Annotated in this window: 10 protein-coding genes; 6 read left to right on the plus strand and 4 right to left on the minus strand. The window is 71.2% G+C overall.

What is annotated here, in order from left to right; genetic code table 11:
- Positions 1 to 16: 16 nt before the first annotated feature.
- Together hemW and AB0O82_RS34365 are read right to left on the minus strand one after the other, a co-directional pair.
- On the minus strand, positions 17 to 1,246 hold the full coding sequence (gene hemW / locus AB0O82_RS34360; RefSeq protein ID WP_363588262.1) for a radical SAM family heme chaperone HemW: 1,230 nt from the start codon (positions 1,244 to 1,246) through the stop codon (positions 17 to 19).
- 58 nt (positions 1,247 to 1,304) lie between these two features.
- Positions 1,305 to 3,269, minus strand: coding sequence for a long-chain fatty acid--CoA ligase (locus tag AB0O82_RS34365; RefSeq protein ID WP_363588264.1), 1,965 nt, complete (start codon positions 3,267 to 3,269; stop codon positions 1,305 to 1,307).
- Between the two features lie 358 nt (positions 3,270 to 3,627).
- On the opposite strand from AB0O82_RS34365, the gene AB0O82_RS34370 reads away from it, so the two are divergent.
- A complete protein-coding gene (locus AB0O82_RS34370) occupies positions 3,628 to 5,361 on the plus strand; it encodes an ABC transporter ATP-binding protein (RefSeq protein WP_363588266.1) in 1,734 nt (577 codons plus the stop codon).
- Between the two features lie 224 nt (positions 5,362 to 5,585).
- Positions 5,586 to 7,484, plus strand: coding sequence for an ABC transporter ATP-binding protein (locus AB0O82_RS34375; RefSeq protein WP_363588280.1), 1,899 nt, complete (start codon positions 5,586 to 5,588; stop codon positions 7,482 to 7,484).
- Between the two features lie 162 nt (positions 7,485 to 7,646).
- Here the strand turns inward: AB0O82_RS34375 and lepA are convergent, their stop codons facing one another.
- Positions 7,647 to 9,515, minus strand: a complete 1,869-nt coding sequence (gene lepA / locus AB0O82_RS34380) for a translation elongation factor 4 (protein ID WP_363588268.1) — start codon at positions 9,513 to 9,515, stop codon at positions 7,647 to 7,649.
- A 188-nt stretch (positions 9,516 to 9,703) separates the two neighbouring features.
- Between lepA and AB0O82_RS34385 the strand changes: the two genes are divergently transcribed.
- Positions 9,704 to 10,009, plus strand: coding sequence for an antibiotic biosynthesis monooxygenase (locus tag AB0O82_RS34385; protein WP_363588270.1), 306 nt, complete (start codon positions 9,704 to 9,706; stop codon positions 10,007 to 10,009).
- Positions 10,010 to 10,184: 175 nt separating this feature from the next.
- Complete coding sequence (gene rpsT / locus AB0O82_RS34390; RefSeq protein WP_270147017.1) at positions 10,185 to 10,454, plus strand: 30S ribosomal protein S20; 270 nt, start codon at positions 10,185 to 10,187, stop codon at positions 10,452 to 10,454.
- 403 nt (positions 10,455 to 10,857) lie between these two features.
- On the opposite strand, the gene holA is transcribed toward rpsT, so the two are convergent.
- A complete protein-coding gene (gene holA / locus AB0O82_RS34395; protein ID WP_363588272.1) occupies positions 10,858 to 11,856 on the minus strand; it encodes a DNA polymerase III subunit delta in 999 nt (332 codons plus the stop codon).
- Between the two features lie 158 nt (positions 11,857 to 12,014).
- On the opposite strand from holA, the gene AB0O82_RS34400 reads away from it, so the two are divergent.
- Together AB0O82_RS34400 and AB0O82_RS34405 are read left to right on the plus strand one after the other, a co-directional pair.
- On the plus strand, positions 12,015 to 12,308 hold the full coding sequence (locus tag AB0O82_RS34400) for a hypothetical protein (protein WP_363588274.1): 294 nt from the start codon (positions 12,015 to 12,017) through the stop codon (positions 12,306 to 12,308).
- Positions 12,309 to 12,613: 305 nt separating this feature from the next.
- On the plus strand, positions 12,614 to 13,351 hold the full coding sequence (locus AB0O82_RS34405; RefSeq protein ID WP_363588276.1) for a chitinase: 738 nt from the start codon (positions 12,614 to 12,616) through the stop codon (positions 13,349 to 13,351).
- Positions 13,352 to 13,530 lie beyond the last annotated feature (179 nt).

Raw genomic sequence — 13,530 nt, forward strand, 5'->3', positions numbered from 1 at the left:
CCCACGTTAACGAATGTCAGTCCACCAGGTCACGTACGACCGCGTCGGCGAGCAGCCGGCCCTGGAGGGTGAGGACCGCGCGGCCCTGGGCGTACGGCTCGGCGGCGAGGAGGCCGTCGGCGAGGTGGCGGGCGGCGGCGTGGCGGCCGGTGTCGGTGAGGAGGGTGAGCGGGATGCCCTCGGCGAGGCGCAGTTCCAGCAGGATGCGCTCGACCCGGCGGTCCTCCTCGGCGAGCACCTCGCGGCCCAGGGCGGGGGTGCGGCCCTCGGCGAGGGCCTGGGCGTAGGCGGCGGGGTGCTTGGCGTTCCACCAGCGGACGCCGCCGACGTGGCTGTGCGCGCCCGGGCCGGCGCCCCACCAGTCGGCGCCGGTCCAGTACAGCTCGTTGTGGCGGCAGCGGCCCTCCGGGGTGGTGGCCCAGTTGGAGACCTCGTACCAGGTGTAGCCGGCGGCGCTGAGGGCCTGTTCGGCGATGAGGTAGCGGTCGGCGTGCACGTCGTCGTCGATCATCGGCAGTTCGCCGCGCTTGACCCGGGCGGCGAGCTTGGTGCCGTCCTCGACGATCAGGGAGTACGCCGAGACGTGGTCGGGCCCGGCGCCGATGGCGGCGTCCAGGGAGGCGCGCCAGTCGTCGTCGGACTCGCCGGGGGTGCCGTAGATGAGGTCCAGGTTGACGTGGTCGAAGCCGGCGGCGCGGGCCTCGGCGACGCAGGCCTCGGGGCGGCCCGGGGTGTGGTGGCGGTCGAGCAGCTTCAGGACGTGCGGGCGGGCGCTCTGCATGCCGAAGGAGACCCGGTTGTAGCCGCCCTCGCGCAGTTCGGCCAGGTAGGCCGGGTCGACGGACTCCGGGTTGGCCTCGGTGGTGACCTCGGCGCCCTCGGCGAGCCCGAACTCCTCGCGCAGCGCGGCGAGCATCTTCACCAGGTCGCGAGCGGGCAGCAGGGTGGGGGTGCCGCCGCCGAGGAAGACGGTCTGGACCGGCAGGTCGACCTGGCCGAGGACCTGGCGGGCCAGCCGGATCTCGGCGACCACGTTGTCCGCGTAGGTCTCCTGGGAGGCGACGGCCCCGGAGGAGCGCAGCTCGGTGGCGGTGTAGGTGTTGAAGTCGCAGTAGCCGCAGCGGCTGGCGCAGTAGGGCACGTGCAGGTAGAAGCCGAACGGCCGCTGCCCGAGACCGGTGCGGGCGGATGCGGGCAGGGAACCGTCGGACGGCACCGGTTCACCGTCGGGGAGTGCGGAGGGCATGACCCCATTGTCCCGTACGGCTCACCCGAACCGGTGAGCCGTACGGGGTCGGGGCCGATCAGGCCTCGTTGGCGCCCGCGTACATCGCGGTGACGGCGTCCGCGTAGGTCCGCTCGACCACCGGGCGCTTGATCTTCAGGCTCGGGGTGAGCTCGCCGTGCTCGATGTCGAGGTCGCGTGGCAGCAGGTGGAACTTCTTGATCGTCTGCCAGCGCTGGAGGTCGGCGTTGAGCCGCTTGACGAAGCCCTCGATCAGCTGGTGCACCTGCGGGTCGGCGACCACCTCGGCGTAGGACTTGTCCTTCAGCCCGTGCGCGGCGGCCCACGGCATGATGACCGCCTCGTCCAGGCCGATCAGCGCGGTGCAGAAGTTGCGGCCGTTGCCGATCACGAGGATGTTGCTGACGAACGGGCAGACCGCCTTGAACCTGCCCTCGACCTCGCTGGGCGCGACGTACTTGCCGCCGGAGGTCTTGAACAGGTCCTTCTTGCGGTCGGTGATCCGCAGGAAGCCGTCGGGGCCGAGCTCGCCGATGTCCTCGGTGTGGAACCAGCCGTCGGCCTCCAGCACCTCGGCGGTCTTCTCGGGCAGGTCGTGGTAGCCGCGCATGACGCCGGGGCCGCGCAGCAGGATCTCGCCGTCCTCGGCGATCCGGACCTCGGTGCCGGGCAGCGGGCGGCCCACGGTGCCGATCCGGACGTCCTCCTCACGGTTGACGCAGGAGCCGGCGCTGGTCTCGCTGAGGCCGTAGCCCTCCAGGATCGGCACGCCGGCGCCGAGGAAGAAGTAGCCGATCTCGGGCGCGAGCGCGGCGCTGCCGGAGACGGCGCCGCGCAGCCGGCCGCCGAAGGCCGCGCGGATCTTGGCGTAGACCAGCTTGTCGGCCAGGCCGTGCTGGAGCCTGAGGCCCAGCGGGGCGGTGCCGGCGCCGGTGGCGATCCGGCTCTCCTGGACGGCGCGGGCGTGCTCGCGGGCGACCTTGGCGGCCCACCGGAAGATCTTGTACTTGGCGCCGCCCTCGGCCCGGGCCCGGCCGGCGATGCCGTTGTAGACCTTCTCGAAGATGCGCGGCGCCGAGGCCATCACGGTCGGCCGGATGACCGGCAGGTTGTGGATGATCCGGTCGACCCGGCCGTCCACGGCCATCACGTGGCCGGTGGCGATCTGGCCGGAGATCAGCGTCTTGCCGAACACGTGCGACAGCGGCAGCCACATGAACTGGACGTCGTCGGAGCGCAGCAGTCCGCTGGCCTCCTGGGCCCGGGCCTCGTACGCCCAGCAGTCGTGCACCAGGCGCACGCCCTTGGGGCGGCCGGTGGTGCCGGAGGTGTAGATGAGGGTGGCCAACTGCTCCTTGTCGAGCGCGGCGACGGCCTTCTCGACCGCGTCCGGGTGCTGCTCCAGGTACTCGGCGCCGCGCTGCTCCAGCTCGGCGAGGGTGAGCACCGTGAGGGCGTTCAGGCCGTCGGCCCCGGGGGTACTGGCCTGTGGGGCGTCGGCCTCGGGGGCGTCGGCCTCGGGGGCGTCGAAGAGGATGACGGTCCGCAGCTCGGGCAGCTGTCCGAGCTGGCCGACGGCCTTGGCGAGTTGGGCGGAGTTCTCCGCGAACAGCGCCCTGGAACCGGAGTTGGAGAGGATGAACGCGGTCTCATCGGCGTTGGTACTGGGATAGACGGTCGTCGTGGCGGCACCCGCGCACATGTTCCCGAGGTCGGCGATGATCCATTCGAGCCGGGTGGAGGAGGCGAGGGCCACCCGGTCCTCCGGCTGGATGCCGAGCGCCATCAGGCCGGCGGCCACCGCCTTGACCCGGGCCGCGGTCTGCGCCCAGGTGAGCGAGCGCCACTGCTCGGCGCCGGGGGCGCTGTCCGCGGCGTGCTCGTCGACCGGGGCCGGGTAGCGGTAGGCCTCGGCGTTCGGGGTGGCGGCGACCCGCTCCAGGAAGAGGTGGGCGACGGAGGCGGGACGCCCGGCGACCAAGTCGGCACTGCCGGAGTCGATCAGGGACTGCGCGGAACTCAACGAGGACCTCCGGGGGCGGGTGGCCGTCTGAGGGATGGTCTCGGCGCCCGTGGGGGGCGGCCGCCGGGCCCCCGGTCAACCCGGGCGATACCGGCGAGTAACAAGGGGGCAATCAGCAGCCTAGGGGGAAACCGGTCATTCCGTAAGAGGGCGGGGCCCGGCCGGCACACCGCCGCGCCGCCGGTGCCCGACGACGACTCCGCCCGCGCCCCGGTGAACCCGTGCAATCGGGCCCGCCGTACGGTTCGGCAAAGGACTGGGCAAACCTGCGATCCACAACTCGTGAATCGCCTGTACGAGTCCACCAAAGAACGAGAATCGGGATGCGAATCCACCCGTCGACGACAAGAGTGTGCCAGTGCTGATCAGACTTCTCAGAGCGTACCTGCGCCCGTACTCCCGACCGATCGCGCTGCTCGTGGGGCTCCAACTGGTGTCCACCCTGGCGGCGCTCTACCTGCCGACGCTCAACGCCGACATCATCGACGACGGCGTGGTCAAGGGCGACACCGGCTACATCCTGCAGGTGGGCGGGGTGATGATCGGCATCACCCTGGTCCAGGCGCTCTGCTCGATCGGCGCCGTCTACTACGGCTCCAAGACCGCCATGGCCTTCGGCCGGGACGTCCGCGCCGCCGTCTTCGACCAGGTGCAGAGCTTCTCCGCCCGCGAGGTCGGCCAGTTCGGCGCCCCCTCGCTGATCACCCGCACCACCAACGACGTCCAACAGGTCCAGATGCTGGCCCTGATGAGCTTCACGCTCATGGTGGCCGCTCCCATCATGTGCGTCGGCGGCATCATCATGGCCCTCAACCAGGACGTGCCGCTGTCCGGCCTGCTGCTCGCGGTCATCCCGCTGCTCGGCGCCGTCGTCGTCCTCCTCGTCCGCTCGCTGCGCCCCAAGTTCCGCAGCATGCAGACCCGGATCGACACGGTGAACCGGGTCCTGCGCGAGCAGATCACCGGCATCCGGGTCATCCGCGCCTTCGTCAAGGACGACCACGAGCAGGCCCGCTTCGCCAAGGCCAACGGGGACCTCACCGACACCGCCCTCCAGGTCGGCCGGCTGATGTCGTTCATGTTCCCGGCCGTGATGCTGGTCGTGAACGTCTCCAGCGTCGCCGTGCTCTGGTTCGGCGCCCACCGGATCGACAACGGCGGCATGCAGATCGGCGCGCTCACCGCCTTCCTCTCCTACCTGATGCAGATCCTCATGAGCGTCATGATGGCCACCTTCATGTTCATGATGGTGCCGCGCGCCGAGGTCTGCGCCGAGCGCATCGAGGAGGTCCTCGGCACCTCCTCCAGCGTCGTCCCGCCCGCCGCGCCGATCACCGAGGTGCTGCGCCGCGGCAACCTGGAACTGCGCGACGTCGACTTCCGCTACCCCGGCGCCGAGGCCTCGGTGCTGCGCGGCATCGCCATCACCGCCCGCCCCGGCGAGACCACCGCCGTCATCGGCTCCACCGGCAGCGGCAAGTCCACCCTGCTCGGGCTCGTACCCCGGCTGTTCGACGCCACCTCCGGCCAGGTCCTGCTCGACGGCGTCGACGTGCGCGAACTCGCCCCCGAGGCGATCGCCGAGAGCGTCGGCCTCGTCCCGCAGAAGCCCTACCTGTTCTCCGGCACCGTCGCCAGCAACCTCCGCTACGGCCGGCCCGACGCCACCGACGAGGAACTCTGGCACGCCCTGGAGATCGCCCAGGCCAAGGACTTCGTCGCGGAACTGGCCGAAGGCCTGGACGCCCCGATCGCCCAGGGCGGCGGCAACGTCTCCGGCGGCCAGCGCCAGCGCCTGGCCATCGCCCGGGCCCTGGTCCGCCAGCCCGACGTCTACCTGTTCGACGACTCCTTCTCGGCGCTCGACTACGCCACCGACGCCAGGCTGCGCAAGGCCCTCGCCCGCGAGACCTCCGACGCCACCGTGCTGATCGTCGCCCAGCGCGTCTCCACCATCCGCGACGCCGACCGGATCATCGTCCTCGACGAAGGCGCGGTCGTCGGCACCGGCACCCACCACGAACTGATGGCCGACAACCCGACATACCGGGAGATCGTGCTCTCCCAGCTCACCGAGCAGGAGGCGGCGTGACCACCCCCGGCAAGCCCGACGCGGACACCAGGACCGCGGACACCGAGACCACGGACACCAGGACCGCGGACACCGAGACCACGGACACCAGAACCGTGGACCCCGAGGCCGCTGACCCCGCAAAGCCCGACCCGGACACCAAGGCCGCGGACCCCGCCGACGAACTGCCCAGCGACTCGCAGGCCGCCGCCGCCCGCCGCGGCCCCGCCGGACCTGGCCGCTTCATGGGCGGCCAGGGCACCGAGAAGTCCATGGACTTCAAGGGCTCCGGCAAGCGACTGCTCGCCCTGCTGCGCCCCGAACGCAACCTGATCTCCGGCGTGCTGGCCCTCGGCGTGCTCAGCATCGGCTGCGCCGTCACCGGCCCCAAGGTCCTCGGCAACGCCACCGACCTGATCTTCGCCGGCGTCGTCGGCGCCCGCTTCGAACCCGGCACCTCCAAGGCGCAGATCGTCGAGGGGCTGCGCGCCCACGGCGAGGGCGGCGTCGCCGGCCTGCTCTCCTCGGTGGACTTCACCCCCGGCCAGGGCATGGACTTCGGCGCCATCGGCACCGTGCTGCTCTGGGTGCTGGTCATCTACCTCGCCTCCGCCCTGTTCGGCATCGTCCAGGGCCGGCTGGCCACCGCGGCGATCCAGCGGGCCGGCTACCGGCTGCGCCAGGACGTCGAGGCCAAACTCGCCCGGCTGCCGCTCAGTTACTTCGACAAGCAGCCGCGCGGCGAGGTGCTCAGCCGGGTCACCAACGACATCGACAACATCAGCCAGTCCATGCAGCAGACCATGGGACAGGTCGTCAACTCGCTGCTCACCGTGATCGGCGTGCTGGCGATGATGTTCTGGATCTCCCCGCTGCTGGCGACGATCGCCCTGATCTCGGTGCCGCTGTCGGTGGCCGTCGCCGCCAAGGTCGGCAAGCGGGCGCAGCCCCAGTTCGTCCAGCAGTGGAAGTCCACCGGCCAACTCAACGCGCACATCGAGGAGATGTACACCGGCCACACCCTGGTCAAGGTGTTCGGCCGCCAGCGCGAGTCCGCCGAGACCTTCCGCGAGCACAACGAGGCGCTGTACACCTCCAGCTTCCGGGCGCAGTTCATCTCCGGGATCATCCAGCCCGCGATGATGCTGATCGGCAACCTGCAGTACGTGCTGGTCGCGGTCGTCGGCGGCCTGCGGGTGGCCAGCGGCGCGCTGTCCATCGGCGACGTGCAGGCGTTCATCCAGTACTCGCGGCAGTTCAGCCAGCCGCTCACCCAGGTCGCCAGCATGGCCAACCTGGTGCAGTCCGGGGTCGCCTCCGCCGAGCGCGTCTTCGAGCTGCTGGACGCCCCCGAGCAGACCCCCGAACCGGCCGTGTCCGAGCGGCCCGACACCATCCACGGCCGGGTCGCCTTCCAGGACGTGTCCTTCCGCTACGACCCCGAGAAGCCGCTCATCGAGGACCTCTCGCTCAAGGTCGAACCCGGCCAGACCGTCGCCATCGTCGGCCCCACCGGCGCCGGCAAGACCACCCTGGTCAACCTCCTGATGCGGTTCTACGAGGTCAGCTCCGGGCGGATCACCCTCGACGGGGTCGACGTCTCCGCGATGTCCCGCGAGGAACTGCGCTCCGGCATCGGCATGGTGCTCCAGGACACCTGGCTGTTCGGCGGCACCATCGCCGACAACATCGCCTACGGCGCCCAGGGAGCCACCCGCGAGCAGGTCGTCGAGGCCGCCAAGGCCGCCCACGTCGACCGCTTCGTGCGCACCCTGCCGGACGGCTACGACACCGTCATCGACGACGACGGCGCCGGGGTCAGCGCGGGCGAGAAGCAGCTGATCACCATCGCCCGGGCGTTCCTCGCCCAGCCGTCGATCCTCGTCCTGGACGAGGCGACCAGCTCCGTCGACACCCGCACCGAGGTGCTGATCCAGCGGGCCATGGCCCGGCTGCGCACCGGCCGCACCAGCTTCGTGATCGCGCACCGGCTCTCCACCATCCGGGACGCCGACGTGATCCTGGTGATGGAGAACGGCTCGATCGTCGAACAGGGCTCGCACGACGAGCTGATCGCCGCGCACGGCGCCTACGCGCGGCTGTACCAGGCGCAGTTCGCGGAGGCCGTGGCCGAGGTGGACTGACCGTCGCACACCGCCGGTGCCGAGCCGGGGCGGGCCCGAACCGCCCCGGCTCCTCGTCCGTGGTGCGCTGCGGTGGCCCGCTCCGGCGGAGAGAACGAGGGTGGGGAGAACGAGGAGGGGCCCGGGCGGTTGTCCGCCCGGGCCCCTCTCACGCGCCTGTGGTTACTTCTTTTCCTTCGGCGCCTCGGCGTCGGTGGACAGCGCGGCGATGAAGGCCTCCTGCGGGACCTCCACGCGGCCGACCATCTTCATCCGCTTCTTGCCCTCCTTCTGCTTCTCCAGCAGCTTGCGCTTGCGCGAGATGTCACCGCCGTAGCACTTGGCGAGGACGTCCTTGCGGATCGCGCGGACCGTCTCACGGGCGATCACCCGGGAGCCGATGGCCGCCTGGATCGGCACCTCGAACTGCTGGCGCGGGATCAGCTTCTGCAGCTTGCCCGCCATCATCACGCCGTAGCCGTAGGCCTTGTCCTTGTGCACGATCGCGGAGAAGGCGTCCACCGCGTCGCCGTGCAGCAGGATGTCGACCTTCACCAGCTGGGCGGACTGCTCGCCGATGGGCTCGTAGTCGAGCGAGGCGTAGCCGCGGGTCTTGGACTTCAGCTGGTCGAAGAAGTCGAAGACGATCTCGGCGAGCGGCAGGGTGTAGCGCAGCTCGACCCGGTCCTCGGACAGGTAGTCCATGCCCTGGAGGTTGCCGCGGCGGGACTGGCAGAGCTCCATGATCGCGCCGACGAACTCGTTGGGCGCCAGGATGGTGCCGCGCACGACCGGCTCGTACACCTCGGCGATCTTGCCGGTCGGGAACTCGCTCGGGTTGGTGACGATGTGCTCGGTACCGTCCTCCATGATCACCCGGTAGACCACGTTCGGGGCGGTGGAGATCAGGTCGAGGTTGAACTCGCGCTCCAGGCGCTCCCGGATGATCTCCAGGTGCAGCAGGCCGAGGAAGCCGCAGCGGTAGCCGAAGCCGAGCGCGACCGAGGTCTCCGGCTCGTACACCAGCGCGGCGTCGTTCAGCCGCAGCTTGTCCAGGGCGTCGCGCAGCAGCGGGTAGTCCGAGCCGTCCAGCGGGTACAGGCCGGAGAACACCATCGGGCGCGGGTCCTTGTAGCCGCCCAGCGCCTCGGTCGCACCCTTGTGCATCGAGGTGATGGTGTCACCGACCTTGGACTGCCGGACGTCCTTCACGCCGGTGATGATGTAGCCCACCTCGCCGACGCCCAGGCCGTCGGCGACCTTCGGCTCGGGCGAGATGACGCCGATCTCCAGCAGCTCGTGGGTGGCGCCGGTGGACATCATCGCGATCCGCTCGCGCTTGGTGAGCTGCCCGTCCACGACACGCACGTAGGTGACCACGCCGCGGTAGGAGTCGTACACCGAGTCGAAGATCATCGCGCGGGCCGGGGCGTCCTTGACGCCGACCGGGGCCGGGACGGTGTTGACGATGTGGTCCAGCAGGTCCTCGACGCCGAGGCCGGTCTTGGCGCTGACCTGCAGCACGTCCGAGGGGTCGCAGCCGATGATGTGCGCGATCTCCGCCGCGTACTTCTCCGGCTGGGCGGCCGGCAGGTCGATCTTGTTCAGCACCGGGACGATCGTGAGGTCGTTCTCCAGCGCCAGGTACAGGTTGGCGAGGGTCTGCGCCTCGATGCCCTGGGCCGCGTCGACCACCAGGATGGTGCCCTCGCAGGCCGCGAGGGAGCGGGACACCTCGTACGTGAAGTCCACGTGGCCGGGCGTGTCGATCATGTTGAGGATGTGCGTCGTCCCGGCATTCGGACCGGTCCTCGGCGCCCACGGGAGGCGGACCGCCTGCGACTTGATGGTGATGCCGCGCTCGCGCTCGATGTCCATGCGGTCGAGGTACTGGGCGCGCATCTGCCGCGGGTCGACGACGCCCGTGATCTGCAGCATCCGGTCTGCGAGCGTCGACTTGCCGTGGTCGATGTGGGCGATGATGCAGAAGTTGCGGATCAGCGCCGGGTCGGTACGGCTGGGCTCTGGCACATTGCTGGGGGTCGCGGGCACCTTGGTCCGATTCTCCGTTGGTCCGGGGCCGGGGGTGTCCTGGTCATCGCTGACCGGTTTTCCCGGGGACCGGACAGTCTCGTCCGATCGAAATAGTTCCTCCCATCCTCCCACGACCACGGCGCGGGCCGCCGTTCGGTCCGCCCGGACCTTCTCCGGGCCCGCGCCAGACGGCAGGATGGCACCCCGTGATCCTCGAAAGCGCCCTGCTCGACGTCCTGCCCGGCCAGGAGGACGAGTTCCTCGCCGCCTTCGCCGAGGCCCGGCCCCTGATCGCCGTCCAGCAGGGCTTCCGCTCCCTGCAACTGCGCCGCTGCCTCGACGAAGGACGCGGCTCGCGATTCCTCCTCCAGGTGGAATGGGAGACGCTCGCGGACCACACCGAGGGCTTCCGCGGCTCAGCCGAGTACCGGCGGTGGCGGGAGCTGCTGCACCGCTTCTACCGGCCGTTCCCGGAGGTCGAGCACTACGGGGAGCCGGTGCTCAGTGCGTAGGCGACCCACTACCGCGCAGGCGACCCGGCCGCGGGGCCGGGCGCCCGGTTTGGGGCGGGTGGCGGGCCCCTGGTAGCGTGGGCTGCTGCACCTGGCCCCGGCATGCCCTCTCAGCTGCCCGGCGGCCGCGCGGTGCAGCCCGTTCAATCCTTTTAGACAAGACTGAGGCTCCTTCGTGGCGAACATCAAGTCCCAGATCAAGCGCAACAAGACCAACGAGAAGGCGCGCCTGCGCAACAAGGCCGTCAAGTCCTCGCTGAAGACCGCCCTGCGCAAGGCCCGCGAGGCCGCTGCCGCCGGCGAGACCGAGAAGGCCACCGTGCTGGCCCGCGCCGCCTCCAAGGCGCTGGACAAGGCCGTGAGCAAGGGCGTCATCCACGCCAACCAGGCCGCCAACAAGAAGTCGGCCATCACCAAGCGCGTCAACGCGGCCGCCCAGGCCTGACGCCCCGGGGGCCTCGGCCCCCACCGCCTCGGGACGGACCCGGCCCTCTACCCGGACCCCTGAGGCGCGAGAGACTCGCACCGCACGCGGCCTGCGTTCGCCACGCGGGTGCGGTGTACGAAGCAGTACGACAGGCGCCGTAGTCGGCCTCTCCCCAGAGGCCCGCTACGGCGCCTGTCGCGTTCCGCGGCCCGGTCGCTGTCGTCTGCCGGTCACGCGCGAGCAGGGCTCCGGACGGCGCTGCGGGCCGACGCCTGGGAAGCCGTCCGCTCGATGGGCGCGTAGGCGGGTCGGCGGGTGAGCAGGTGGTGGCAGGCGGGTCGGCGGGTGGCCGGGCAGGCGCGGGCCGGGTCCGGTGGACGGGTCCGGTCCGGTGGACGGGTCCGGTCCGGTGGCCGCGCCGTCAGTACGCCGGGCGGGACCCGGCCCGGGCCGCCCGGGCGACGGCCACCACCGCGCGCTCCAGCGCGAAGGCCGGATCGTCCGAGCCGCCCTTGACGGCGGCGTCGGCCTGGGCGATCGCGGTCAGCGCGGTGGCCACCCCGTCGCCCGTCCAGCCGCGCATCTGCTGGCGCACCCGATCGACCTTCCACGGCGGCATGCCCAACTCGCGGGCCAGGTCCGCCGGACGCATGTTCCGCCCGGTGGTCGCCAGCCGCCCGATGCTGCGCACGCCGGAGGCCAGCGCGTAGGTGATGCCGGTCGGCGGCTGGCCCACCGCCAGGGCCCAGCGCAGCCGCTCCAACGCCTCCGCGGCCCGGCCGGTGACCGCCAGATCGGCCACCTCGAAACCCGTCGCCTCGGCCCGGCCGCTGTAGTAGCGGGCCACCACCGTCTCGTCGATCGCGCCCTCGACGTCCGAGGTCAACTGGCTGCACGCGGCCGCCAGCTCGCGCAGGTCGCTACCGAGCGAGTCCAGCAGGGCCTGGCAGGCCTCCGGCGTCGCCGAGCGGCCCAGCGTACGGAACTCACCCCGGACGAAGGCCAGCCGCTCGCTCGCCTTGGTCAGCTTCGCGCACGCCACCTCGCGACCGCCCGCCTTGCGCCCGGCGTCCAGCAGGCCCTTGCCCTTGGCCCCGCCCGCGTGCGCCAACACCATGATCACTTCTTCGGCCGGCGCCTCGATGTACGCCTTGACCTCCTTCACCGAGTCGGCGGAGAGGTCCTGCGCGGCCCGCACCACGATCACCTTGCGCTCGGCGAACAGCGACGGCGTGGTCAGCTCGGCCAGGCTGCCCGGCTGCAGGCCGCCGGGCGGCAGATCCCGCACGTCGGTGTCCGGGTCCGCCGCCTTCGCCGCCGCCACCACCTGGGCGACCGCGCGGTCCAGCAGCAGCTCCTCCTGGCCGACCGCGAGGGTCAGCGGGGCGAGCAGGTCGTCGGGTGCACTCTTCCTGGCCATCGCCTACCAGCATCCCACGGGGCGCGGACACTCCCGCCCGGGGCGACCCCGGCCCCTGGCCCCGCCCGGTCCCGCCTCTCCGGCCCGACCTACCCGACCCGGCCCGCCTGACCCGACCTGCCCGACCGTGCCGATCACCCGACCTGGAGAATGGTCCGGTGACCGAGAACCACACCACCGACCTGCCGGACGTCAACGACCCGCACGCCCGGCAACTGCTCGTCCTGCCCGACCGCGACGCCGCCGAGGACGCCGCCGAGGAGCTCAGCGCCGCCCACCCCGACCTCGGCGAGCTCGACCTCGTCCGGGACGCCCTGGCCGGCGAGGACGACGCCGAGGACGCCCAGTGGCTGGTCGTCGTCGAGCCCCCGGAGGACGGCTGGACCCCGGCCCTGCTGCACGCCCTGGACGCCATCGCCGTCGAGCACGAGGGCTGGCGCGAGGAAGGCTGACACCGACGGCCGGACCCCGGCCCGGCCCGGAACCTTCGAGGGGAACGGACCCGGACGCGGCGCTGCGCCCGTTCCGGGCCGAGGAGCACGAGGCCACCTCCACCCCGCGCCGCCGGGTCCGACCACCTCGGCGTCAACCCTCGACGAGCCACACCCCCGTCGAGTGATTCACCGTCAATTCCGTGCCTCCTCACACCAAGTGCGTGTCATTCTGCGCACGTTGCTTCGGCCACGAATCCTTGAGCGTCCGAGCCGGCTGCCCGCAGGGGCTCAGCGGCTCGGTCCACGCCACCGAAGGAGTGCAGATGTCCGTATCCCGCGCCCTGTCCCGGACCCGGTCCCGCGTTCTGGCCGTGCTGAGCGCCGCCGCAGTCGCGAGCGGGCTGGCGGTCGCCGTTCCGGCGACGCCCGCCTCCGCCGACGGGTTCGTGGTCAGCGAGGCCCAGTTCAACCAGATGTTCCCGAACCGGAACTCCTTCTACACGTACGACGGCCTGGTCAATGCGCTGAGCGCCTACCCCGGGTTCGCCACCACCGGGGACGACGCGACGCGCAGGCGGGAGGCGGCCGCCTTCCTCGCCAACGTCAGCCACGAGACCGGCGGCCTGCGGTACGTCGTCGAGCAGAACACCGCCAACTACAGCCACTACTGCGACGCCTCGCAGCCCTACGGCTGTCCGGCCGGCCAGAGCGCCTACTACGGGCGCGGCCCGCTCCAGATCAGCTGGAACTTCAACTACAAGGCGGCGGGCGACGCCCTGAACATCGACCTGCTGGACAACCCCTACCAGGTGGAGCAGGACCCCGCCGTCTCCTGGAAGACCGGCCTCTGGTTCTGGGACACCCAGAACGGCGCCGGGACGATGACCCCGCACGACGCCATCGTCAACGGCAGGGGCTTCGGCGAGACCATCCGCAGCATCAACGGCGCCCTGGAATGCAACGGCCAGAACCCGGACGAGCGCAACGACCGCATCAACCTCTTCCAGAACTTCGTCGGCATCCTCGGCACCGACGTCGGCGGCGGCAACATCTCCTGCTGACCCGGCTGGCCCTGCCAACAGCTCACGCTCGACGGTCGAGCGCGACGCACCACCGTAGGTGCCCGTACTTCGGCGCGCTCCGGGCAGGGCCCGGATCCCGCCGCGAAAATTCTCACGGCCCCGCCCCCCCCCCCAACCACATAACCCAACCCCCCCCCAAAAGAAAAACCCCCAAAATG

Source organism: Kitasatospora sp. NPDC088264 (assembly GCF_040685715.1).
Classification (GTDB): Bacteria; Actinomycetota; Actinomycetes; order Streptomycetales; family Streptomycetaceae; genus Kitasatospora.